General features: G+C 52.5%; 23 protein-coding genes. 11 read left to right on the forward strand and 12 right to left on the reverse strand.

The window, feature by feature from the left end; translation table 11 throughout:
• Window position 1 precedes the first annotated feature (1 nt).
• From J2I46_RS23920 to J2I46_RS23940, 5 genes are all read left to right on the forward strand, one after another.
• Window positions 2-550, forward strand: a complete 549-nt coding sequence (locus J2I46_RS23920) for a DUF4199 domain-containing protein (RefSeq protein WP_207331598.1) — start codon at window positions 2-4, stop codon at window positions 548-550.
• Between the two features lie 18 nt (window positions 551-568).
• Window positions 569-1,087: a DUF4199 domain-containing protein gene (locus J2I46_RS23925; protein WP_207331599.1), complete on the forward strand. Its 519-nt coding sequence runs from the start codon at window positions 569-571 to the stop codon at window positions 1,085-1,087.
• Between the two features lie 65 nt (window positions 1,088-1,152).
• On the forward strand, window positions 1,153-1,875 hold the full coding sequence (gene gldF / locus J2I46_RS23930; protein WP_207331600.1) for a gliding motility-associated ABC transporter permease subunit GldF: 723 nt from the start codon (window positions 1,153-1,155) through the stop codon (window positions 1,873-1,875).
• A 19-nt stretch (window positions 1,876-1,894) separates the two neighbouring features.
• Window positions 1,895-2,263 carry a VanZ family protein gene (locus J2I46_RS23935; protein WP_207331601.1) on the forward strand — a complete coding sequence of 123 codons (369 nt, stop codon included), beginning with the start codon at window positions 1,895-1,897 and terminating at the stop codon, window positions 2,261-2,263.
• Between the two features lie 5 nt (window positions 2,264-2,268).
• Complete coding sequence (locus tag J2I46_RS23940; protein ID WP_207331602.1) at window positions 2,269-2,943, forward strand: hypothetical protein; 675 nt, start codon at window positions 2,269-2,271, stop codon at window positions 2,941-2,943.
• Window positions 2,944-2,969: 26 nt separating this feature from the next.
• Here the strand turns inward: J2I46_RS23940 and J2I46_RS23945 are convergent, their stop codons facing one another.
• Complete coding sequence (locus tag J2I46_RS23945; RefSeq protein WP_207331603.1) at window positions 2,970-3,332, reverse strand: hypothetical protein; 363 nt, start codon at window positions 3,330-3,332, stop codon at window positions 2,970-2,972.
• Between the two features lie 35 nt (window positions 3,333-3,367).
• Window positions 3,368-4,723, reverse strand: a complete 1,356-nt coding sequence (locus J2I46_RS23950; protein WP_207331604.1) for a tetratricopeptide repeat protein — start codon at window positions 4,721-4,723, stop codon at window positions 3,368-3,370.
• A 270-nt stretch (window positions 4,724-4,993) separates the two neighbouring features.
• Here J2I46_RS23950 and miaB point away from each other — a divergent pair, with 270 nt between their 5' ends.
• The 5 genes from miaB to secG all read left to right on the forward strand — a co-directional run bounded on the left by miaB (window position 4,994) and on the right by secG (window position 9,840).
• Complete coding sequence (gene miaB, locus J2I46_RS23955) at window positions 4,994-6,412, forward strand: tRNA (N6-isopentenyl adenosine(37)-C2)-methylthiotransferase MiaB (protein ID WP_207331605.1); 1,419 nt, start codon at window positions 4,994-4,996, stop codon at window positions 6,410-6,412.
• A gap of 117 nt (window positions 6,413-6,529) precedes the next feature.
• The gene (locus J2I46_RS23960) at window positions 6,530-7,906 is read left to right on the forward strand and encodes a sigma-54 interaction domain-containing protein (RefSeq protein WP_207331606.1); all 1,377 of its coding nucleotides are present in this window, start codon (window positions 6,530-6,532) and stop codon (window positions 7,904-7,906) included.
• A gap of 70 nt (window positions 7,907-7,976) precedes the next feature.
• On the forward strand, window positions 7,977-8,462 hold the full coding sequence (gene lptE / locus J2I46_RS23965; protein ID WP_229379918.1) for an LPS assembly lipoprotein LptE: 486 nt from the start codon (window positions 7,977-7,979) through the stop codon (window positions 8,460-8,462).
• An 84-nt stretch (window positions 8,463-8,546) separates the two neighbouring features.
• The gene (locus J2I46_RS23970) at window positions 8,547-9,407 is read left to right on the forward strand and encodes a DUF8458 domain-containing protein (protein ID WP_207331608.1); all 861 of its coding nucleotides are present in this window, start codon (window positions 8,547-8,549) and stop codon (window positions 9,405-9,407) included.
• A gap of 43 nt (window positions 9,408-9,450) precedes the next feature.
• On the forward strand, window positions 9,451-9,840 hold the full coding sequence (gene secG, locus J2I46_RS23975; RefSeq protein ID WP_207331609.1) for a preprotein translocase subunit SecG: 390 nt from the start codon (window positions 9,451-9,453) through the stop codon (window positions 9,838-9,840).
• Window positions 9,841-10,025: 185 nt separating this feature from the next.
• On the opposite strand, the gene J2I46_RS23980 is transcribed toward secG, so the two are convergent.
• From J2I46_RS23980 to J2I46_RS24025, 10 genes are all read right to left on the reverse strand, one after another.
• On the reverse strand, window positions 10,026-10,946 hold the full coding sequence (locus tag J2I46_RS23980) for an AEC family transporter (protein ID WP_207331610.1): 921 nt from the start codon (window positions 10,944-10,946) through the stop codon (window positions 10,026-10,028).
• 112 nt (window positions 10,947-11,058) lie between these two features.
• Entirely contained in the window at window positions 11,059-11,775 is a 717-nt protein-coding gene (locus J2I46_RS23985; protein WP_207331611.1) for an ABC transporter ATP-binding protein, read from the reverse strand.
• A 33-nt stretch (window positions 11,776-11,808) separates the two neighbouring features.
• Window positions 11,809-12,333: a hypothetical protein gene (locus J2I46_RS23990; protein WP_207331612.1), complete on the reverse strand. Its 525-nt coding sequence runs from the start codon at window positions 12,331-12,333 to the stop codon at window positions 11,809-11,811.
• Between the two features lie 34 nt (window positions 12,334-12,367).
• Window positions 12,368-15,361: a tetratricopeptide repeat protein gene (locus J2I46_RS23995; protein ID WP_207331613.1), complete on the reverse strand. Its 2,994-nt coding sequence runs from the start codon at window positions 15,359-15,361 to the stop codon at window positions 12,368-12,370.
• A 77-nt stretch (window positions 15,362-15,438) separates the two neighbouring features.
• On the reverse strand, window positions 15,439-16,305 hold the full coding sequence (locus J2I46_RS24000) for an SDR family oxidoreductase (RefSeq protein ID WP_207331614.1): 867 nt from the start codon (window positions 16,303-16,305) through the stop codon (window positions 15,439-15,441).
• Entirely contained in the window at window positions 16,302-18,485 is a 2,184-nt protein-coding gene (locus tag J2I46_RS24005) for a sensor histidine kinase (protein ID WP_229379919.1), read from the reverse strand. Before J2I46_RS24005 ends, J2I46_RS24000 begins: the two co-directional genes overlap by 4 nt.
• 162 nt (window positions 18,486-18,647) lie before the next feature.
• Window positions 18,648-19,916 carry a serine hydrolase domain-containing protein gene (locus tag J2I46_RS24010; RefSeq protein ID WP_310589078.1) on the reverse strand — a complete coding sequence of 423 codons (1,269 nt, stop codon included), beginning with the start codon at window positions 19,914-19,916 and terminating at the stop codon, window positions 18,648-18,650.
• A gap of 19 nt (window positions 19,917-19,935) precedes the next feature.
• Window positions 19,936-20,529 carry a TetR/AcrR family transcriptional regulator gene (locus J2I46_RS24015; RefSeq protein WP_207331616.1) on the reverse strand — a complete coding sequence of 198 codons (594 nt, stop codon included), beginning with the start codon at window positions 20,527-20,529 and terminating at the stop codon, window positions 19,936-19,938.
• 164 nt (window positions 20,530-20,693) lie between these two features.
• A complete protein-coding gene (locus J2I46_RS24020; RefSeq protein WP_207331617.1) occupies window positions 20,694-21,467 on the reverse strand; it encodes a class I SAM-dependent methyltransferase in 774 nt (257 codons plus the stop codon).
• Window positions 21,468-21,552: 85 nt separating this feature from the next.
• Window positions 21,553-22,014: a redoxin domain-containing protein gene (locus tag J2I46_RS24025; RefSeq protein WP_207331618.1), complete on the reverse strand. Its 462-nt coding sequence runs from the start codon at window positions 22,012-22,014 to the stop codon at window positions 21,553-21,555.
• A gap of 149 nt (window positions 22,015-22,163) precedes the next feature.
• Between J2I46_RS24025 and J2I46_RS24030 the strand changes: the two genes are divergently transcribed.
• A complete protein-coding gene (locus J2I46_RS24030) occupies window positions 22,164-23,084 on the forward strand; it encodes an ROK family protein (RefSeq protein ID WP_207331619.1) in 921 nt (306 codons plus the stop codon).
• The last annotated feature ends 42 nt before the right edge of the window (window positions 23,085-23,126 follow it).

Genomic DNA, 23,126 nt, shown 5'->3' on the forward strand with positions numbered 1-23,126 from the left:
GATGAACTACTTCAATCATCCCCTCTTAAAAATTCCCCTGTTGTTCGGATTAGGCGCGGGGCTGGCCGTCTTTTTGTATTTTCTGAGCATGCACTTCCTGGGCATATCGGCCCTCTATGTCAACGAAAAATACCCGTTCGATTTCGGCATTCACATCATTCTGATGGTGGCTGCCGTGTGGTACTATCGCCGGAACGTTGGTAACGGGCTGCTGCATATGTGGGAAGGGCTGACCATCTGCTACATTGTCAATACGGTAGGGGCATTGCTATCGGGCTGGCTTATTTATGGATTTGTAACCCTGGTAGACCCAACTGAATTCACCCGGTACATCAGCGATCTGCAGCATTTTCAGATCAGCGACAAAGCCAATTATGTGAAAGCCTTCGGCGAAGAAGCGTACAAGGCGCAACTGGCAAAAACGGCTGGCACTACCCCCGACGTACTGCCGCTGAGCATGCTGGGAAAGAAAACATTATTGGGGATTTTACCGATTCTGATTATTTCTCTGCTTTTTCGTAAGCAGGATTACAGCATCATGAATCCCTAAACAAATCATCCTATTACCATGGAAGAAAAACCATCTACTGCCAGTCTAGCCTTAAAATGGGGTGGAATTACCGGTATTGCACTCGTCGTGTACTCTACTCTGCTATACACCATTGGAGGCATGGCAAACACCGCCCTGACATCAATTGTATACGTGATCATAGCAGTTGGTCTGGTACTCGGCATTCGTGAATTTCGTACACTGAATGGCGGTTTTCTAAGCATTGGCGAAGGGGTAGGTCTGGGCGCTCTGACGGCAGCAGTATCCGGTATCATCTCATCGGCATACAGCGTAATCTATACCACCGTTATTGATCCGAGCGTTAGAGAACAAATCCTGAATCAGGTACGTGCCAAGATGGAAGAACAGGAAAATCTGACGGATGAGCAGATTGATCAGGCGCTCGAGATATCACAGAAATTCCAGACGCCGGGCCTGCAATTCATGTTTGGCATTCTGGGTTCAATTCTGGTTGGCGTTATTTTCTCACTGATTATTTCGGCTATCATGCGCCGCAAAAAAGACAACCCGTTCTGAATTGGGCACTACCAATTTAGGCTGTCAGAATTACAAACCGTGCTTCGTAAATCGTAACTCCTCCCGTGCTGGCCATTTTTCGTAAAGAACTGAATCAGTTTTTCTCCTCGCCTATCGCCTACATCATCATGGGCGTGTTTCTGGCCGTGATAGGGCTGCTGCTTTGGGTCTTTCCGGCTACTAACCTGCTCGACTACGGCTACGCCGACATGGGGCAATTCTTCTCGATAACCCCCTATGTGTTGCTGTTGCTGGCACCAGCCATTACCATGCGCGCCATTGCCGACGAGGTTCGTGGTGGCACGCTTGAGTGGCTGCTAACCAAACCCGTTAGCCGCTGGGGCGTTGTTCTGGGAAAATTCGCCGCCTGCTGGCTACTGGTGACACTGACCTTACTGCCAACCCTGATCTATTACGTAAGCCTGTATAAACTCGGCAATCCGCCCGGCAATATCGATTCGGCTATGGTAGCGGGGTCCTATGTGGGGCTGCTCCTGCTGGCGGGCGTGTTTGTGGCGGTTGGTCTTTGGGCTTCGTCACTGAACGATAATCAGGTGGTGGCGTTTATTACAGGCACAGTAGCCTGCCTCATCCTGTATGCCGGGCTGAGTACGTTGAGTGGCCTGCTGGGTACGTCCGACGCGGCCTACTGGCTCGATTATTTCAGCCTCGATCAGCAATACAACGCACTCGGACGCGGGCTGCTCGATTCTCGAAACGTAATTTACTTACTCAGCCTGACAGTTCTCTTCCTCCACCTGACTACACGGCGGCTCGCCCGTCGATAACACCTGAAGTCAGCGATTTATGTTCCGCGCTTTACTCAACCCCATCCTGCTCAAGCTGGCCGCCATCGGCTGGACTATTACCATCAGTATTGGCTGTTTCTGGCCCAGCAGCCATCTGCCCGATCTGAGCCATAACCGCGATAAGTACCTCCACGCCGTCATCTTTTTTCTATTCGCTATTCTGTGGCGGATGGCGGGTTGGTCAGTAACGCGGGTGGTGGCAGTGGGTTTGCTGTACGCAGGTGCTATTGAACTAGTGCAGGCATTGATTCCCGAAATTCACCGATCGGGCGATTGGCTCGATTTTGTGGTCGATGCCATTGGTCTGGTTATTGGCCTACCCCTCTCAAACAGAATACTGCGGCTCACCAAACTGCAGGAAGTGTAATCTAAATGGAAACAACAACGTACCTGCGCATTGATCCCGAAGATCTGGACGATGTGTTGACGAAGATTGAACAGTCTTACTCGATCACCTTCGGTACCAACGACCTTCGGCAGGTTGAAACGTTTGGCCAGCTATGTGAGGCAATCACCGAGAAAATCCAATTGGCCGACGTAGAAGACTGCACCTCGCAGCAGGCTTTTTACAAGCTCCGGCAAGGCATTGTCGACGTACTTCACATGGACCGTCAGGCCGTACGCCCTACTACCGAATTGGCGACGTTATTCCCGAAAAGCACCCGGCGAGCAGCAGTACAGCAATTGGAACAACAGTTGGGTTTCAGTTTCAGGGTCTTGCTTCCGAATCAATACATTACCTTTTTGGGTTTTCTGCTCATATCGGTTTCCCTGATCGCCCTGAAATTCAGCACTCGTTTTGGTCTTGCTGGCGTTATCGGCGGAATAGGTATTCTCAGTATTGGAGTTATAATTAAATCGAGCTGGCAGTTCACGTTGCATACAGTAGGCGAACTATCCGAAAAACTGGCACGCGAACATTACACGAAGGTTCGGCGCGATTCATGCACCGTGAATAAACGCGAAGTTGCCGACCAGATCAAGCAGGTTTTTTGCACAGATCTAGGCATTCCGGCCGACCAGCTTAAGCCCGATTCGCTCTTTTAATTAATTACACCATACTATAGTCTTCGTTACTTTCCCGGCAAAAGCAGAGCAGGCAAATACAACACAATGACTAGCAGCGACATGGCGAGACCACCCATTGTGCCAATCTCCAACGCGTACCAGAACGGCTCCCGATCGTAGATCAGGAACGGAACCATACCAACGATAGTCGACACCACCGTGAGCCCAACCGCCACGCATTTGTGCCGGATTGCTTTCAGGTACGTTTGTCGGGCCGAGAGGCGGGGGTAACGCCCCCGCAACCGGTTCATTTCAGCCACGATGAAACTACCCGCGCACACTACGTTACCTGCCAATAGAACAAAACCCGCGCCCCCCACCGAATACAACGTACCTGAAACACAGAGCGCCCCTCTCCGGCTATGCACGAAGAGGGGCGCTCGAATTCGTAAACGAACTAACCCTACTGACGGGCTACTTTATTACAACGGTCGGTAATCAGTTTATAGGCCTGAACGTACCCAAGTTCACCGGCGCGGCTCAGATCGCCACAGCCCGCTACTTCATCACCGCCATCGTAGCGAATGATACCGCGCAGGTAATATGCTTCGGCGTGGCGGGGGTTCAGTTTCACCGTGCTGTTGCAGTCGATGACAGCCCCCTTCTGATCGCCCAGTGATGACCGGATGATTCCCCGGATAAAATACGCTTCCGAATTGATCGGGTTCAATTCAACGGCGCGGTTCAAGTCGATCAGGGCGGGTTTGCCGTCACCGGCCGAGTTCTTCAGAATTCCCCGCACCATGTAGGCATCGGCCCGGTCTTCGCTCAATTCAGCTACCTTATAGCGTTCCTGAACAACGGTAGCCAGCAGCGGCAACAGATTCTGCGTAATAAAGTCGCTATAGTATGATTTCGACTGGATGGCACGATTGTCCATCTCAATCGACTTATCGAGGTCATTGAGGGCCAGTTTGGTGTTGCCACCCCGGCTCCGGCAAAAACCACGGCTGAAAAATGCCCTGAAATGATTAGGGTTCAAGTCGAGCGTTTTATTATAATCGGCAATGGCGTTATCGAATTCACCCAGACGGGTTTTTACCAAGCCACGCTTATAGAACAGCTCCGCATCCTGAGGGCTAAGTTCAATGGCCCGCGAGAAATCGGCCAGTGAGCCTTTATAATCTTCCAGCTTGAACCGCGCATACCCCCGCCCCGACAAGGCATTGGTTTTATTAGGCGCTTTCTCAAGGGCAAGGCCAAAATCGGCCAGCGCTCCCTTATAATCGGTCAGGCTATTTTTACAGTTCCCCCGCGCCGTCAGTATGTTGGCATCGTTAGCGGCCAGTGAAGCTGCTTTGTTATAATCGGTCAGGGCGCTGGCCAAATAATTCATCTGCGACCGGCACAACCCTCTGTTGTAGTACAGATAGGCATCATTCGGACTCAACTCGATCGAGCGGTTAAAATCCTGCATAGCTCCCCGGAAATCTTCCAGTTTCGAGCGGTTAATTCCCCGGTACAGATATGCGTTTGCATCCTGCGAGTTCAATTCGATCGTCTGGTCAAGATCGGCGATCGAGCCCTGAATATCGTTAAGACTGCTTTTGGCCAGCGCCCTATTATAATAGCTGGGCGCGTTTTCCGGGTTCATGATGATGGCGGTAGTAAAAGCCTGTAACGCACCCGTAAAATCTTTGGCGTTACTCTTTTGAATACCTTCGTTGAAAAAGTCAACGGCGGTTTGCTGCCCAAGAGCAACCGACGACAGCAGCAGCCCAAGGCTGGCTGCGCAAAGAGATACATAGATTTTTTTCATTGAGACTGTTTAAACGATTCACACTTAGTTATGTTAGGGTCTCAAATCTATACGGCTTACCTATTGCGAACAAGTTTAAACTACTAAAAAAGTTTACATAAAGTAGCTACGTATATATAACTACAATACCTATAGATTATAATCTTTTACTTTTTTTAACTTACCCACGTTTATCCCGGCCTGACAATCTGTCAGCCAAGTAGATGAATCTTCGTACCTTTGTCTTCTTGATTACGATCAGACAAGTCTCCCTTGTCTTCATGCTATACTATGGAACGCATTGCCGAATTAACGATCCTGTCGACCGACGATAAAGAAGCGATTGACCTCCCCCGTACGTCAGTGGATGAACTGGTGGAAGGCAAAAAGAGGCTGTATATTGAGAGTTACGGTTGCCAGATGAATTTTTCAGACTCGGAGATTGTGGCTGCTGTAATGCGAAATGCCGGGTTTGCGACCACCTCATCTGCCGAAGACGCCGATGTGATTTTTCTGAATACCTGCGCCATCCGCGACAACGCCGAGCAGAAAGTAAGGCATCGGTTGAAGCAGCTCAACACCTATAAAAAAAAGAAGCCTGAGTTGATGGTGGGCATGCTTGGTTGTATGGCCGAACGCCTGAAAACCAAGCTTTTAGAAGAAGAGCACATTGTTGACATTGTGGCAGGGCCCGACGCCTACCGTGATATTCCGAAGCTGGTGGAAGAAGCCGAGACCGGCCAGAAAGCGGTTAACGTTTTTCTCTCCCGCGAAGAAACCTACGCCGATATTGCGCCCATTCGCCTCAACTCCAATGGTATTACGGCATTCATTTCAATCATGCGTGGCTGCGATAATATGTGCAGTTTTTGCGTGGTGCCGTTTACCCGTGGCCGCGAGCGTAGCCGCGATCCGTATAGTATCGTTCGCGAGGCCGAGCAGCTTTTTGCCGATGGCTATAAGGAAGTAACACTCCTTGGTCAGAACGTAGATTCGTACAAATGGCAGTCGGATAACGCGGAAAGCGTCACGTTTGCCGATCTGCTGGCCCGCGTGGCCAGTGTTCACCCCGATTTGCGGGTACGTTTCTCGACGTCGCACCCCAAGGATATCACCGACGAAGTGTTGCACACTATCGCCAGATTCGATAATATATGCAACTACATTCATTTACCTGCCCAGAGCGGGAACAGCCGGATTCTGGAATTGATGAACCGGACATATGACCGGGAGTGGTACCTGCAAAAGATTGATCGCATCCGGGCCATTCTGGGTGAAGAATGCGGTATCTCGCACGATATGATTTCGGGGTTCTGCTCAGAAACGGAAGAAGAGCACCAGGACACGCTCTCGCTGATGGAGTATGCCCGCTATGACTACGGTTACATGTTTGCCTACTCAGAACGGCCAGGTACGTTGGCAGCCAAAAAATACAAGGACGACGTACCGGAAGACGTAAAAAAGCGGCGTTTGAGCGAGATCATCGCGTTGCAACAGCGCCTCTCGCTGGAACGAAATCAACGACACATCGGGCAGATTCACCGGGTATTGGCTGAAGGCCCATCGAAACGGTCGGATGCCGATCTATCGGGGCGTAATGACCAGAACAAGGTGGTGGTTTTCCCACGGGGTACGTTCAAGAAAGGTGATTACGTGAATGTACTGATCACCGAGTGCTCATCAGCCACACTGATTGGAACGGTGGTATAGAGAATTAAAGTCCTCTGTCTTCTGTCCTCCGTCTTCTGTTGCTTTGCTGGCACAACAGTACATTGACTGGCAGCGCAACAGAAGACGGAGGACAGAAGACAAAGGACTCATTTATTTATGAATACACAGGAAATTCAGGCTGCAAAAAACCGCTTTGGCATCATCGGGAACGCCGCCGCGCTCAACTATGCGATTAGTGTGGCAACGCAGGTGGCGGCAACCGATCTGACCGTGCTGATTACGGGCGAAAGTGGCAGCGGTAAAGAGTCATTCTCCAAGATTATTCATAGCCTCAGTGCCCGCAAGCATGGGCAGTTCATTGCTATTAACTGCGGGGCCATTCCCGAAGGAACGATCGATTCTGAACTGTTCGGCCACGAAAAAGGCTCATTCACCGGAGCCGTTGACCAGCGGAAAGGTTATTTTGAAACGACCAATGGCGGCACTATTTTCCTGGACGAAATTGGTGAGATGCCGCTTGGTACTCAGGCGCGGCTTTTACGCGTACTTGAAAACGGCGAATTCATCCGGGTTGGCTCGTCGAAGGTGCAGAAGACCGATGTGCGCGTAGTAGCGGCAACAAACGTGAATCTGCTGGCTGCCGTTGAAAAAGGCCGTTTCCGCGAAGATCTGTATTACCGGCTCAACACGGTACCAATTTTTGTGCCTCCCCTTCGCGAACGCGGCACTGACATCGATCTGCTCTTCCGAAAATTCACCACCGATTTTGCCGAACGCTACCGGATCAGGCCCATTCAATTAACCGACGACGCAAAACGGATGCTGTTGAGCTACCCGTTTCCGGGCAACATCCGGCAGTTGAAGAATTTCGCCGAGCAGATCTCGATCCTTGAATCGGAACAGAACAAGCCAATTGACGCGGAGGTGCTGGGCAAATACCTGCCCCGGCCCAACCTGCCGGGCAATGCCTCAATGGCCCTGACGGCTTCAGGTATGGGTGCCAGCGATTCGTTTTCAGAACGGGAGCTGCTCTACAAAGTGCTCTTCGATATGCGCCGCGACATGAACGACCTGAAAAAGCTCGTGCGCGACGTGTTGAGTAATGAAACATACGGCCCTCAGGTATTAAACAATCACCGCGACCTGTTTGAGTCGGTTGGCGGCGAGGGTACGAATGATTACGCCGATGCCGGATCGCGCGAGCCAAATTATGCCCGCCTTCTGCCCGATGGTACCCGCCCCGGTACGGTTACACCCCGTCCGGTTGCACCCGTATATGAGCCAGACTACGGCCATCCGGCGGTAGAGGTTTATGACGATGCCGACGGCGACATAAACGAAGCCACCGTTGAAGATGTCAGCCACGAAACAGAGGAAGACGATTCGCTGTCGCTGGAAAAGAAGGAAAAAGAGATGATTGTGAAGGCCCTTCGCCGCAACAATAACAAACGCAAATACGCCGCCCAGGCACTCGGTATCTCTGAGCGCACGTTATACCGTAAAATCAAGCAATATGAGATTGATGAAGAATAACAAGGGTGTTAAGCGTGGAGAGGTAAGAAGTAAGCGTTGGGCTTCGCGTCGGCAGTTGCTCATTTTACTTTTGACTCTTAGCTCTACGCTCTTAACTGTTTCTTCCTGTGGCGTTTACTCGTTTTCGGGGACTACCCTTTCGCCGACGATCAAGACGGTGACGATCAATAACTTCACGTTGCAAACGGCGGGTGGTCCGGCCAACTTGCCCTTGAACCTGACCGAGAAGCTGAAAGAATATTACCAGCGCTATACCAATCTGAAGGTAATCCCGACCGGAGGTGATATGGCACTCGAAGGTACTGTAACGGGCTATGACCTGATTGCCGTGGCCCCAACGGCCAACGACCAGGCCGGTCTGAACCGGCTTCAGATCACGATCCAGGTACGTTTCACGAACACAAAAGACGACACCAAAAGCTTCGATCAGGCGTTTTCTTTTTATAAAGACTTTCCGCAAAATCAGACCCTGAGCCAAAATGAGGGACAGTTGGTTCCCCTGATTCTGGATCAGCTAGTGCTCGACGTTTTTAATAAAACAGCCGCTGACTGGTAAGCAACGTACATGCGTTCGTTGCCGCTGTGAAAACTGACCACTTCTTTGTAGCTTCGCCCATCCCAGTGACACCAAGCCTCGTTCATGCCGCCAATTGACAAAGAAACCTTCTCGTACTGGGTTACCCATCCCAACGATCTGACAGCCGCCGATTTCCAGCAGTTGCAGGATAGCCTGACGGAGTATCCCTATTGCCAGGCCCTGTATACACTAACGGCTAAAGCGGCTTCTATGCACCAGAAGGGGCAAACGGTTCCGTATGTTCGGCGGGCGGCCGCCCATGCCCTGAGCCGGAATGCCCTGCGTAAACTGATCGATAATGAGTTTCAATGGTCAGATAATCTGCTCCTGAAACTCAATGAGCTGGCGTCTAGGCAGGTGCCAATTCCTGACGATTATCAGCACGAAAGCTACGCCCTGTATCGCAACAAGCCGGGGGTAGCGGGTAGCATGCCTATGTCGCTGTTGTCCATTCCCAAACTGGCCTTCAACAATCCCGACTCGTTCAGCATTGCCGAGTCGACCCCACCGGTTGATGATCCGACGCTGGCCGAAGAAGCCATCCATGCCGAACTGGCGCTGGAAGAGCAGGTCAACGCAGACGAGGAATCGGCAGATGCCCGGCAGCGAATGATGGATGAAGATCGGAAACGGCAGCTGGAAATAATTGAAAATTTCATCCGGAATGAGCCCCGAATTGCCCCTGTACGTGGCCGCCTGGGCGAACCCGCTGAGCAGGAAGATTTAGCCCTTCGCAGCCAGCCAGCGCCAATAGCGGGCGGCCTTGTTACTGAAAGTTTTGCCAAGATTTTGTGCAAACAGGGTAAGTACAGCAAAGCGATAGAGATTTACGAGAAGCTGGCCTTGAAAAACCCAGAAAAATCTGCGTACTTTGCGGCCAAAATCAGCGAAATAAAAGAGGCACAACCCATTGCCGACCGCTGACAACGACATCACCACTGTATAGTAAACCGTATTCACCAAGTTCATGGTAACCACAATTATTGTTCTCATTTGTATCCTGACCGTTCTGTTGATTCTGGTCGTATTGATTCAGAATTCAAAAGGCGGTGGCCTATCGGGCGAACTCGGTGGCCTTGGCTCCAATCAGTTGATGGGCGTTAAAAAAACCACCGACGTTGTTGAGCAAATCACCTGGGGCCTCGGCATCGGCGTGATGGTGCTGGTTCTCTCTACCTATGCTCTGGTTGATAAAACAGGGGCTGGGCTGATCAACAGTGCCAACGTTGAACGGGCTGCTACCAAAGCGCTACCCGGCGCGGCTACGGCACCGGCGCAGAACCGTCCGGCTCCTGCTCAGGCACCAGCTCCGGCGGCAGCAGCTCCCGGCAACTCAGCCTCAGCCCTGCGCCCATAAGGGAAACGGATTTACGTTCGACGAAGCGGCCCGCCTGATGATTCAGGCGGGCCGCTTCGCTTTCCGGTTTCGTGGTTATTATGCCGGTCGTCTGCGTATCATTTTCATTGGTAGCTTCCAATGACCCCATAACGACTATAAATGACGCCGCAGGCTGGTGACAGCACCGCGTAACGACAACTAGATTAAACCAGCCCCAGCCAGGAGACCATCAGCCAGAGCAGGCCGAAACTGATCACCAGCGACAGGTTCACCAACGTACCTGCCACACGCGAATCGAAATTGAATTCGTCGGAAAAGGGCAGGACCGTCATACCAACCGGCAGCAATACGCAGACGGTGAGTGTTGTACGGAGCAACGACGAATCAGGTAACAGGGCATACAGCAGGAACAAGGCCGCAAAACAGCCAGCATAACGTAATGCCAGCAGGCGGAAGATAGAGAACTGCTGTGATTTCTCTAATTCGAAACTCAGGTAAATGCCCAGCAGAAGCAAGACAAGTGGTTTATTGGCTTTTGCCAGGGTATCCAGCGTGTTGAATAATACGGGTGGCAGATCAAGAGACAGCACATTGAGCATTAAGCCCAGCACCATGCCCAACAGAGGCGGCAGGCGCAGCATCCGCCGCAGCATCGCCTTTACGGGTGGCCTGTTTACCCCCCCTGAAGCGAAGTAATAGCCAACAGGATAGATGATTCCGAAAATCACTATCGTGTTCCCAATGTCGTATAATACGGCGTAGACCAGGGCGTCGCGCCCCCATATCCCTTCGATAATGGGGAAACCAAACATACCGATGTTGAAAGCCCCTACAGCAATGGTAAGCCCCCCCCGCAGGCGAGCGGGTTGTTTGGCGAAAATGAACCAGGCTAGCAGCACCAGCATGCTCCCAATAGCTATGCTCGCGAAGGGAATAGCCAGCAGATTAGCCGTAAGCGGCACATGAATCGTAGAAACGACCATCAGCGCCGGAAACGTAGTGTGCATCAGCAGACGAGAAACAACCTTGCCATTTTGCTCGCTGATGATGCCCCAGTGTTTCAGGGAAAAACCCAGTCCAACAATACATAACGTGACTAAAAAAACCAGATTGGCCTGCTCCATACGGTGGGATTCGTTTCAAATCCCGAAAGTAGGAGGTAGTTGGTTAACTTGTTGACTGGTTGCTGGTTGATTGGTTCACTCAATGCTAATCACCTAGTCAACCAGCAACCAGTCAAGCCTGCATGAATGCCTTGGCTTTACGGATATTCTGATTGGCGCGGTCGGTTTCGATCAGACCATCGCGGAGGCGGATGATTCGGTGGGCGTATTCGGCAATGTCTTCTTCGTGCGTCACCATAATCACGGTATTGCCTTTACTGTGAATCTGATCGAAGAGGTCCATGATCTCGTACGACGTCTTGGAGTCGAGGTTTCCCGTTGGTTCGTCGGCCAACAGAATACTGGGATCATTGACGAGCGCCCTCGCCACAGCTACACGCTGCCGTTGCCCCCCCGACAGTTCGTTGGGGCGGTGACCAGCCCGGTTTTCGAGACCCACGTTTTTCAGGGCCAGCATGGCTTTCTCGGTGCGGTCGGCTTTGTTGAAGCCTGCATATATCAGCGGCAGGGCCACGTTTTCGAGCGAGGTTTGGCGAGGCAACAGATTAAACGTCTGAAACACAAAGCCAATTTCCTTGTTACGTACTTCAGCCAGCGCATTCTCCGTCATGTTACTCACGTCCTGATTGTTCAGGATATACCGACCCGAAGTTGGCGAATCCAGACAGCCCACGATGTTCATGAGTGTTGATTTGCCGGAACCAGACGGACCCATGAAGGCAACATACTCCCCCTTTTGTACCGAAATGGTGATCGACTTCAACGCGTCGATGATTTCGCTGCCCATCACATACCGCTTGGCTACTTCGCTGGTTTCAATAATATTCATGTTGCCTGATAAGATCACAGTCTAAATGGTAGATTAAGCACCGAGGGCCGCCACACCGGCAGCGGCTACAACCCGACGCCGACGCAGGAAGTAATTGCGGATAAACAAGCCGGTCAGCAAAACAATTTCGGCTTCCGGTGAAGGTAAATCAGTTGTGATATCGCCATGATCGGTCAGGAACTGACGGGTGCGCGTGTAGCTGACCACCTCTTTATCGTCGGCATCGGTAGCGCCTTCACGAATCATATCCCATTCGCGCATCAGCATGTTATGGCGTTTCCAGGTATATACCGAGCCGTTCTCCAGCGTTAGTTCAGCCCGTTTACCAAAGTGAAGCGTAATGGTGCCGATGATGCGGTTATCGGCGGTTAGATCGTGCACATTGACAGCGTGCCGAAGAAAGCCGGTTACGTCGAAACGCAGTTGAACAGTGTACAATGAGGCATCAACATCACGCTCAAAAATAGCCTGGTGTAGCTTACCTACCTCCACGCCGTTTTCCATCAGGTGAACGTCCCGCCTGAATGCCTCTTTAACCCAACTTAGCCTGGTTGCCATGTGCCGTTGATGTATGATCCCAGGCTAAAGTACATCACTGCACAAATGCATTTCTGGCGTTTTCGATGGCCGCTATTTTTTGCTGATAGGCTGCGTCAAATGCCTGATAGTCGGCGGGCGAATCAGTTACCTGCAACTGTACCATGCCTTCTTCCGCATAGTCGAACAGGCTTTGATCGAGACACAGCAGCACGTATGCCTTCAGCAGTTCAGGATTGTTCTCATTGTAGGGTAACGCTCTGCGAACGGCTTCATAAGCGGGTTTGATCTGCCTTATGGAGCGCAAAAACTGGCTGGCATCGGCCACCAGCGTTCCCTGTACCGGAGCCAGTTGCAATGCCTGATCGTAGGCCTTGCGGGCATCGGCAACCCGCTTCGACCCTGCGAAGGCGCTGCCCACCAGCGCCGCTACCAGCCCCCGGTGCTGTGGTATAAAGAAGGCTTTTGCCAGCGAATCAGCAGCGGCTCCTTTCTTACGGAACGACGCTATTTTCACCGCCGACAGGTTCTCCAACGAGCGGGCAAAGGGCAATAACTGCGCGGGCTTTCCCAACTGACTCAGAATCATTTGCGCATAGAAATACTGACGCGTGGCCAGGTAATCGTCGATCAGGGTGGCACCGGAAACGGTTTTCAGATTGGCATCACGGATGGTCTCCCAGGTACGTCCCCGGTTAGCATCGTCGGGACGATAACTGACATAAAACGCCTTTTCCAGATCGGTCGCAGGTTTCTTTTCATCATAAATCACCCGCACAACATTCCGGAGGGTAGTATCCTTCGATGTAGCGGTTAACCAGAACGGACGCGCTGCTGCCAGATCGCCCGATTTAGTCAGTGATACAGCCCGGTAAAATGTTGAGAGCGTATCTGAACTACGCGAAAAAGTCTGGGCGGCCAATTTATTCAGCCCCTGTTCAGCCTGTAGCAGGCCAAGCATTGTTCGGTAGGCGGCAGCCTGTTTAGGATCGCTTTCAGCCAGTTGATTGAGCAGATCAAATGCCTCGATCTGTTGATTGGCCCGGTAATGGCCCAACGCCGAAGCCAGTAACAGGTCATCGACCAAATCCTGGTTGGCCGGGTTTAGGGCAGCCCGTTGCAGACGATTCAGCAGCGTACTATCTGGCGAGGGTGCCACCAGGGCATAGTTATAGAGCGAGGCAAACTGACCGGCATCGAGTGCAGGGTCAGCCACCGCCTTGGCCAGCCAGCCCGGCGCAACGGGAGCCGTAGTATCGCGGGAAGAAACAAGCCGCAGCGCCAGTTTATTGGCGTCGAAGGCGGGATCATCACGCGATTCGACCTGATCAACAATCGCTGAGTCGGTTAACATCACCTCCGGATTTCGGGCGTATAGCCCCAGCAGATTGGCCAGCGGGACTTCATCACGTTGCGTGTGAGCCACTGCTGATTGTGAGTAATAATAGGCCGAATCGGCAATGGCGGTTTTGCCATAAAGGTACCCCAGATTGGTGCGTAATTCACCGCTGTTGGGGAAAGTCTGAATACCCCGCTGTAAGGTCTTGATCGACTCAAAAAAGAGGTTGGTTTGCCGGTAGGTGTCGCTCAACCCCGCGAAAGCCTGCGGCGATGGCTGTTTTAGCAACGCTTTCGAGAAAAACAGAGCGGCGGTAGTCTGGTCGTTGCGCGTGAGGGCGATTGAAGCCAGTGCGTAGTTAGCTTTATGTTGCTGAAACTCCTCGGCGATCGATTCCTGGTAATAGGTCTGTGCCAGATCAGTTTGGCCCTCGGCCAGATACGCATCGCCCAATGCCGACAGCGTGGCCGCGTAGCCCTGCCGAACGGTGAAATAATTGGCCGAGCCAATCATGCCGACCATCGCCACCAGCCCCGCCAGCCGGAATAAGGGCAGATCAACCATGCGGGCCTTGAAGATGACCCGGTGCACAGGGAGTTGCTGCTGGTAAACAGGCCAGAAGTTTAACACCGTATAGAGCACGAACGCCAGACCCATTCCGAAGTGACTATACACGATCACATCTTCAAACAGCTCGATCAGGGGGTCATTGGCCGTGGCGAAGGCATAGCCCATGGTCAAGGTTGTCAGCGCCGCCATGCCTATGTATAGCCCCGCCCCCGCTTCGCGAAACGATAACAGTTCACGCTGATCGACCAGGCGGCGAAAGCCCCAGATGCCCAGTACGACTGATATGCCAACCACCAGAAACGGGCTGATGGTAAAGGCATCCCATTCGATGACTTTCGTATTCCGAAGCCAGATAAGCAGCAGGTTCATCAGGTATAAGACACTGATAAACAGAAAATTGAAAATGCCCAATGGCCTTCCATTTGGACGACTGACGCTGGTGAGCCAGACCATACCAACCAGGATCTCAATGGCGATGAAGGCAATGAACACGACACTCACCAGCACTAGCCCCGGAAGCGCATAGCTCAACAGCACCATAGCCGGGTTATGCACCGACGTACCCAGCGCAGCAGCAGCCGCCACGATGACTATCAGGCCCAGGAAAGCGAGCAGACGAGACGTAAAACCAGCCTCCGTTCGAAAGGCATGGAAATAAAAACTAAGGCCACCGAACAGACCGGTCAAAACCAGAAACAGCCATTTTCCTGAGCCGCCGGGTAAGCCCAGAGTCTCGAACCGGCAAACAGCCAGCAGCAGAATGAACGCGCCCATCGCCAGCCGGTACCGCAACGTTGGCAGCCGACAGATCCCGGCTAGGGCAAAGGCGAGCGCCACGCACAAACCCGCTACCGTAAGCGTAGCTACCATCGGATACACTTGCATGGGTGAGGCAATGAACTGACCGGCAACCGTTTGCACCTGCCCCCGGACGGGGTACGTCAGCAAACCGTCGGTGAATTGGTAGAGTGTGGCAGGCAGGCCAACAAGCTCGTTGAGAACTTCCCAGCGCACTACGTTTTCGAGCCCGCGATACCCGGCCCACACCAGCCAGCCAAGCGATATACCCAACAGAATAAGCCCGATCACGTACACAACGCGCTCGGGCTTCGTCCAGATTTTCCAGAATTGTAACGACATACTATACTAACGAAAAACGCCCTATCGAGGCGTATACTGATGGTAGAAAGTGGCAGAGGCTCTGCTTTCTTGCCGCCTCACCTTGCTCCTGCTGCAAAGCTATTGATAGGTAGCGTAGTTTTCCCCAAGTGGGGCCAGGTACGTTCGGCTTCGAATTGTTCGGGGTAGCTGTTCAGGGCTTCGGCAATGTGAACACCATAGTCGGCCTGTTGCGAGACTAATTGCCCGAAACGGAGCATCGCCAGCGGGATTTCCAGCACCATGAGCTTCGACCTGGTGTAACTAACGGCCAATCGTTGCGCGGCTGTTAGCTGGGTTACGGGTTCGGGCCCCTGAATGACGTATTCCTGTGGCTGACCCGCCTGAGCAATCTGCAATGCACGCGCTACCTGTTTTCCGTAGTTCTTCGCCGAGATAAACCACGGCTTTACTTCCGAACTCCCTACTACCAGCACCAGCGGTCCCATTCGTTGCGTGGTCAGCATGGTTTCCATGAAATTCGATGGATAAAAAATGCTGTAGTCGAGCCCCGACGCCTTGATGAGCGCCACCGCTTCGTGTTTGATTCGGAACACCCACCAGTTGAACCCGTTCATGCTCTGATAACGCATGACGATCGACGACAGGTAGGCCACTCGTTTTACACCAGCCACTTTTGCGGCTGCCAGCAGGTGCCGCAGGCCATCGGTTTCGGTATGGAAATCGGTCGGCTTCTCCGTTTGCCTTACCGACAGGCTCAGGTACGTTACCGCACAGCCAGCCAGCGCAGCGGGTAATGATTCCGGCTTTTTCAGATCACCGAAAACGACCTCGGCCGCCGGAAACAGACGCTTGGCCGCCGCTACATGTCGGGCAATGATTCGCACCGTGTAGCCAGCCGCCAGCAACGTGCGGGTAACCGGTTGGCCCAGCATGCCGGTGGCTCCAATGATGGCGATGGTCATGCAACAGGAAGGGTTACAATGAACTCTGTGAATTCGCCAGGTTCCGATTGTAAATCAAGCGTGCCGCCGTGGCCTTTGGTAATAATGTCGTAGCTGAGGCTCAGGCCCAGGCCAGTACCTTTTCCGGTTGGTTTGGTGGTAAAGAAGGGCTGGAAAATCTTGTTGCGTACCTCATCAGAAACGCCCGTGCCGTTATCGTGCACCCGAATCTTTACCTTATCGCCTGATCGCTCCGTTGTCACGGTCACCGTGGGCTGATACGTACCTGCGTTGGCGGCACTCTGCTGGGTACGTTCCTGCACGGCATGGAACGCGTTGATAAACAGGTTCATCAAGACCCGCCCCATATCCTGCGGAATGATGGCTACAGCAGGCAAGCCTGGGTCTGGATGCGTAACAAGGTTTACTTCGAACGTCTTTTCTTTGGCCCGTATCCCATGGTACGCCAGCCGGAGGTATTCATCGGTCAGGGCGTTCAGGTCGGTGGGTTCGCGTTGCCCGGTACTGGCGCGGCTGTGTTGCAGCATACCCTTTACAATACTGGCCGCCCGTTGGCCGTGGTGGCTGATCTTACCGATATTCTGCTTGATATCGCCGAGGATTTCTTTTTCCAACTCGGCGTCGCGCTCATCGGCGGGGCGTTGTTGCTCTTCTTCCAGTTCAGTCAGCAGTTCAACCGACACCTCCGAAAAGTTATTGACGAAGTTGAGCGGATTCTGAATTTCATGGGCCACGCCAGCCGTCAGTTCACCCAAACTCGCCAGTTTTTCGCGTTGAATAAGCTGATCCTGCGTGGTGCGTAATTCGGTCAGCGACTGGTCGAGGGCGGCGGTTCGTTCGGTAACGAGCTGTTCGAGGGTTTCGTTTTGCCGGGCCAATATCTGCTGCTTCTCCTGCTCCTGCGCTACTGTCCGGGCCGAGAGTTGCTCTACCTCGCGCAGGTTGCTCTCCAATGATCGGTAGGTACGTGTGTAATCCTGCACCAGCGAAAGCGACAGGCCAACCGGAATACTCAGCAAGGCGATAAACAACAACATAAAAATAGGGACGAGCAGAATGTCGAAATTAACGTTCAGCACCTTGGCACCGATGGCTATTCCGCCAATTACGGCTACCAAAAAGACCCCACCAATACATAGAATGGCCAGTTTCAGAGATTTCCACGGCAGTCTGGCATCGGCAACCTTTCGTTTACGACCTATCCAGCTCAACCGTATATAATCGATGAAGGAGAGTAGGAACGCTACACCGTCGATGTAATCGGGCGGTGGCCCAACGAACGTCCGATACAGCAGATCGATCGTTACCAGACTGACAATACTGTAAAAAAACCAACCCGCCCGGATATTCAGGTACTGGTATACGCCCCATAGTAATAATGCAAAACCCGCCCGGAATCCGAGTTTACCCGCCAGTTCAACCAGCGAATCCAGGGTAAGCGTAGGTGTTACATCGCTCAGAAAATCGGCCAAAAATGCGATGGCAAATGCCAGCATTGCCCAGAACAGCGTCCGGTTAATTTGCTGCAGCCGGTTAGCCCGGAAAAACAGTAGATGCAGCAAACTCAGCGTACTAAAGATACCTGCGCATAGAAAGGCTATCGCTACGCCGAATGATTCTGATAAATAATAACCGGTCAACCCTCCGCTGACCGTTAAGACCGATAAGTTCATCGGCGGCTCCCCTAACTCAGCAAACAACGTGGGTTCTTTTCGGAAAGCATACCGAATGGCCAGCACGTGCTGGTTGGTATCGGTGATGGGTAATGCTACCTGTTGCGTTATCCGTTGCGAGCCGCCCGAATCGAAGCGAAACGGAACTACCTTAGCCAGTAACCGGCCATCCAGATATAACTCAGAGCGACCGAACTGTTTGATCAGCAGATTCATTGGCTCTTCAGCAGCCTCTTTTTTAGCTTTGATTAGCAGCCTATACCAGCCTTTACCACTGTTCCAAAGGGCTTTATTTCCCCGAAGCGTCTCTTTGGGCGTTATCGTTTTCACCCAGTGACGGTCTATGTAATCAGGCCCCGCCCATGTGGCGCTGTCTCCTTCTTTAAACCGCCAGTGCGCACCATTTATATCGTTACCACCTGCCAACCGGAATGGTTTATTCACCAACGTATCTGTCGAGTCACGCTGGATAGTTGACACCGAAATGCCGGATTTTCCACTCGACATTCTAATTGTTTGGCTAAAGGAACAGGTAGCCAATAGCAGAAGGCACAGTACAGTAAAGGGTCTCATCATGCAGGAAAGATAGAAGGCACAATGTATAATGAATAATGGATAATGGCGCTGCCTGCCCGGCCAGCAACGCCATTATCCATTACACACCATCTATTAATCCCTCACAGCGGCCAATACCCGCCTGATCAATTCATTCGGACTTCCGTTGTGCCAGCGCCATACGATCACGATGTCGTGCTCAGGATCGATCCAGACCGTATTGGAGCCGGCACCCAGGGCGGCAAAACTGGTTGAGGGTGCATCGGGCCAGGGCTTCTTACCGCCCGGTGCGTTGCCCGTGTTCAGCCACCAGAGGTAGCCATAGTCGGGACCAACCAAATTACCGGTAGTAGCCTGCTTTATCCAGTCGGCCGAGACGATTTGCTGGTCCTGCCAACGCCCTTTCTGTTCAATGAGGTAGCCAAAGCGGGCCAGATCCCGGGCGCTGATGCGCAGGCCACCACCCCAGCGCGTGCCACCACTCACCGACGGCATCTGCTTTCCATCGACCTCTGCTACGGCCGTAGGGTACGGAATATACTGCCAGGTGTCTGACGCGCCAATGGGATTCATAAGCTGCTCGCGCACCACCTCAGGCAATGGCTTTTTCCAGAGCCGGAGCAGCGACAGGGCCATTCGGTTGATTCGCACGTCGTTGTATTCGTAGAATGTACCTGGCTTTTGCAGGGTGCGGGGTTTGCGCTCACCTCGCCCGAACGCCTCTTTGCCCAAGAAATCACTATTTTTCCCCCATAGCTCACCTTGCCATTCGCTGGTTTGCCGAAGGTGGTTCTCCCAGGTCACAGCCCGATTCTGCTCCGACTCGTAACCTCCGTCATGGATTAGTTTTGCCACCGGCTCATGGATATCCGGTATCATGCCTCGCTCATGGCTGATGCCAACCAGCGTCGACAATATACTTTTGGCCACGCTGTAGGTCGGATCAACGGCGCGGGTATCACCCCATTCGGCCACGATATAACCGTGCCGAAGAATGAGGCCGTTGGTAGCCGCCCGGCTGGTGGGCATGGGACCCAGCAGCTTGCCGAAAATTTCTTCCTGCGTCGAAAAATCAGGCTTCATTTGAGTAGTTTCCTGCGTTTTGGCAAACGACACAGCCGAGTCAAGCAGGGCGGCATTCATGCCCGCTTTTTCAGGAGATAACCGTGTCCAGTTGTCTCCTTTGGGCGGAAAATACGGCCTGGTCAACGTAACGGGCCGCTGACAGGCAACGATCAGCGATAGGAGCAGCAGGCAGCTAAAAAGTAGGCGAGTATACAGACGTGTCATTGAGTTGGTGGTCAGAATGAAAACAGAAAGTTTGGCGGTATAGCACGAATAAGCCGCACTCAGCAGGTGCTGGTGCGGCTTACTAAAAATCATGACGTACGTTGGCAAGAACCTAGCGCAGGTTTCTGACGAACCGCCGCATGGTTTCGCGGTAGATTTGCTCGGTAGACTCCAGTGGCTGTTGATGGCGCAGCAGGAAGCCCAGCATGATGATACCATGCGAGGTAGCCCACCATTCGAAATACAAGCGCCGGATGGCTTCCGCCGATTTGGGAATGAAGGCAAATATGATGCGACAAACAATTTCGTTGACCGCCTTGATTTCTTCCGATTCGGCCAGCGAAGCCGTGCAGTTGGCCCCTTCCAGGTTATACATCACCTGGTAAAGCTCAACCTGCTGCATGGCAAACTGCCATTGCACCAGCGAAATCTCGTACAGCAGTTTCTCGGGGTCCCGGTAGAGTTTCACCAGCCGTTCGTATTCGGTACGCAGGTGGCGGAACCCTTCGTTCCGAATCTCGTCCAGCAAACTGTCTTTACTGTCGAAATAATCGTAAACGACGGGAGCGCTATAATCGATGGCGTCGGCAATTTTACGGATCGAAACCGCCTGCCAGCCTTCGCGGCGGGCAATATCTTTGGCGGTGTGGAGAATACCCGCCCGCGTTTGCTCGCGGGTGCGCTGCTTGCGCTCGACTACTTCCATGATAGGTCAGAGTTGTTAACGGTGTTAATCTGGCTGAAAGTTAGCCGATTATCCGGAGTTATCCGTTTTATTGGTTCTATTTAATCAACTTTTTTTGATCTGTGTACAATAAGTTAACATACAGAATTACTCAGTGTAGTTACCTATGCGATTATTCTTCGTTTTTATTCGACTTTTTTGACGGCCGTAATCCACGCGCCTTCATCACCAATCTGGTATGAATCGCCCTCAACGGTTCCGAAACAAGCCGTAGGTTCCAGCCCCGCTTCCTTGAACAAAGCTAATAAATCAGCCACCGTGTAGATATAGTACTGGGCAGTACGGTCAACTACGTCTACGCCTGTCTTGCTGCGCCGGTAATAGGTAAGGTGCTGAGTCACACAAGCCGTAAACGGGTCGTACTGATTGTGAACGAGTACCTGTATATCATCGCCAACGGGTAGCCAGGCGCGTTCCTGAAAATCGGGCAGAAAGCTTTCAGCTACCATTCCCGACTGCGCCAAAAAGCGCCCCCCCGGTTCCAGCAAATCAGCAATGCGCTGCAGGAATAGCACCATCTGATGACGCGGAAAGAAACATAGGCTGTTACCCAGACAATACGCCGCCTGAAACGACCCAGGTTCGCCCAGCAGGGCCGGATCGATCGTCATAAAATCGCCCGCAACGGCAGTTAAGGCTATTTTTTTGCGACCGACCGCCGTTTTCAGTTCAGTAATTGACTCGTCAGAAATATCAACGCCAACAACATCGGCGCCCATCTTTGCCAGCGGAAGGGCATGTCGACCATAGCCGCAGAACACATCAAGCACGCGGTCGTCGGGGCCGAATTCGAGCGATTCCACAATCCGTTCGAGTTCGAGTTGCGTTTGCTCGTCGGTCTGCGCGGCCTTCCAGGCATGTTGGGGTAGGCCAGTAAAAAAGTGAGAATACCAGGACAAAGGATTTATGAATTACGATGTACGAATTACGATTGTTGCTGTCACAATCTGTATAACGTGACAGCAACAAATCGTAATTCGTACATCAGTTCAACGACGCTTTAACGGCTTCGAAATCAGGTACGTTGCCTGCGTTTTCGAGGACTTCGGCATATTTGATCTGGCCGGCTTCGTCGATAACGAAAGCCGCGCGCTTGCTCACGCCTTTCATGTTCATCACAAAGTTTTCGTATAGCGCACCGTACGCTGCCGACACCTCTTTATTGAAGTCGGAGAGCAATGGAAACGGCAGGTTTTGCTCGGCTTTGAACTTGGCCAGCGTAAAGGGTGAATCAACCGAAACGGCCAGAATATCGGCGTTCAGATTGGTATACGTATGTAGATTGTCGCGCATTTCGCAGAGTTCGGCGGTGCATACGCTGGTAAAGGCCATTGGAAAAAACAGGAGCACTACGTTTTTTCCAGCGTAATCGCTGAGGGAAACGGGTTGATTCTCAGACGAGAAAAGCGTAAAGGCGGGGGCCGATTGCCCAATGTCTAAAGCCATGACGAGGGTGGTTGATACGGTTAAAATTGACAATACAAAGGTAGGCGCAAAGAAGCGTAACGGTGTTGTGTATGTTGGCAACGAATGATTGCAACGTATGTTTGTAACCTCATTCCTGAACATCCGCTGATTCAGCAAGTACAGTCGTTATGCAAACATATTGGGGTATTGACCTCGGCGGCACCAAGATCGAAGGTGTCATTCTTTCATCGCCTTCTCCCGAGGCAGTCGTTATTCGTAAACGGATCGACACCGAAGCGCACCTGGGTTACGAACACATTGTCAGCCGCATCAAATTGCTGGTTGATCAGTTGCGGGCCGAGACCGGGTACGTACCTGAGCACATTGGTTTTGCTACGCCCGGCACGCTCGACCCGGGTACGCAGACGATGAAAAACTGCAATACCACCTGCCTGAATGGCAAGCCGCTTAAACAAGCGTTAACGGAGCAGCTTGGCGTACCGGTCTCACTGGCCAACGATGCCAACTGCTTTGCGCTGGCCGAGGCGACACTGGGGGCTGTTCCGGGCGTGGTGGCGAATTTCCAGCTGATGTTTGGCGTCATTATGGGTACGGGCGTTGGCGGCGGCGTAGTGGTACGCGGCCTCGACGGACGGCCGTTTGTCATTAATGGTCTGCACGGTATCGGCGGCGAATGGGGCCATAACATTCTGGAAGAGAATGGGCACGACTGCTACTGCGGCAAACGCGGCTGCAACGAGCAGGTGCTTTCGGGACCGGCGTTGCAACGCTTTTACTTCGAGCAAAGCGGTCAGAACAGGACCATGAAAGAGATTGTTGAGCGTCACCGCGCGGGGATCGACCCGGTTGCCTCGGTCACGATGGAACGGATGCTGGAATATTATGGCCGGTCTATCTCAACGCTCATCAACGTACTCGACCCCGACGTGATCGTGCTCGGCGGCGGGGTGGGCAACATCGACGAACTCTATACCGAGGGCTACGAGCGTATCAAGAAATACATCTTCAACGATAAGGTCGTGAAAACGCCCATCCTCCGCCCTAAACTCGGCGATAGTGCCGGCGTGTTCGGCGCGGCAATGTTGTAAAAAAGTTTACTGTTTTCCGTTTATTGTTCTCTGTTGCGCTGC

This window comes from Fibrella forsythiae (genome assembly GCF_017353175.1).
Taxonomy (GTDB): Bacteria; Bacteroidota; Bacteroidia; order Cytophagales; family Spirosomataceae; genus Fibrella; species Fibrella forsythiae.

Coding starts and splice junctions, on each gene's coding strand:
- J2I46_RS24025 (WP_207331618.1), bottom strand. CDS start 22,014: ATGGCTTTAGACATTGGGCAATCGGCCCCCGCCTTTACGCTTTTCTCG.
- J2I46_RS24000 (WP_207331614.1), bottom strand. CDS start 16,305: ATGACCATCGCCATCATTGGAGCCACCGGCATGCTGGGCCAACCGGTT.
- J2I46_RS24030 (WP_207331619.1), top strand. CDS start 22,164: ATGCAAACATATTGGGGTATTGACCTCGGCGGCACCAAGATCGAAGGT.
- J2I46_RS23990 (WP_207331612.1), bottom strand. CDS start 12,333: ATGGCAACCAGGCTAAGTTGGGTTAAAGAGGCATTCAGGCGGGACGTT.
- J2I46_RS23980 (WP_207331610.1), bottom strand. CDS start 10,946: ATGGAGCAGGCCAATCTGGTTTTTTTAGTCACGTTATGTATTGTTGGA.
- J2I46_RS23925 (WP_207331599.1), top strand. CDS start 569: ATGGAAGAAAAACCATCTACTGCCAGTCTAGCCTTAAAATGGGGTGGA.
- J2I46_RS23970 (WP_207331608.1), top strand. CDS start 8,547: ATGCCGCCAATTGACAAAGAAACCTTCTCGTACTGGGTTACCCATCCC.
- J2I46_RS23985 (WP_207331611.1), bottom strand. CDS start 11,775: ATGAATATTATTGAAACCAGCGAAGTAGCCAAGCGGTATGTGATGGGC.
- secG (WP_207331609.1), top strand. CDS start 9,451: ATGGTAACCACAATTATTGTTCTCATTTGTATCCTGACCGTTCTGTTG.
- J2I46_RS23935 (WP_207331601.1), top strand. CDS start 1,895: ATGTTCCGCGCTTTACTCAACCCCATCCTGCTCAAGCTGGCCGCCATC.
- J2I46_RS24010 (WP_310589078.1), bottom strand. CDS start 19,916: ATGATTTTTAGTAAGCCGCACCAGCACCTGCTGAGTGCGGCTTATTCG.
- miaB (WP_207331605.1), top strand. CDS start 4,994: ATGGAACGCATTGCCGAATTAACGATCCTGTCGACCGACGATAAAGAA.
- J2I46_RS23950 (WP_207331604.1), bottom strand. CDS start 4,723: ATGAAAAAAATCTATGTATCTCTTTGCGCAGCCAGCCTTGGGCTGCTG.
- J2I46_RS23995 (WP_207331613.1), bottom strand. CDS start 15,361: ATGTCGTTACAATTCTGGAAAATCTGGACGAAGCCCGAGCGCGTTGTG.
- J2I46_RS24015 (WP_207331616.1), bottom strand. CDS start 20,529: ATGGAAGTAGTCGAGCGCAAGCAGCGCACCCGCGAGCAAACGCGGGCG.
- J2I46_RS24005 (WP_229379919.1), bottom strand. CDS start 18,485: ATGTCGAGTGGAAAATCCGGCATTTCGGTGTCAACTATCCAGCGTGAC.
- J2I46_RS23960 (WP_207331606.1), top strand. CDS start 6,530: ATGAATACACAGGAAATTCAGGCTGCAAAAAACCGCTTTGGCATCATC.
- J2I46_RS23920 (WP_207331598.1), top strand. CDS start 2: ATGAACTACTTCAATCATCCCCTCTTAAAAATTCCCCTGTTGTTCGGA.
- J2I46_RS23940 (WP_207331602.1), top strand. CDS start 2,269: ATGGAAACAACAACGTACCTGCGCATTGATCCCGAAGATCTGGACGAT.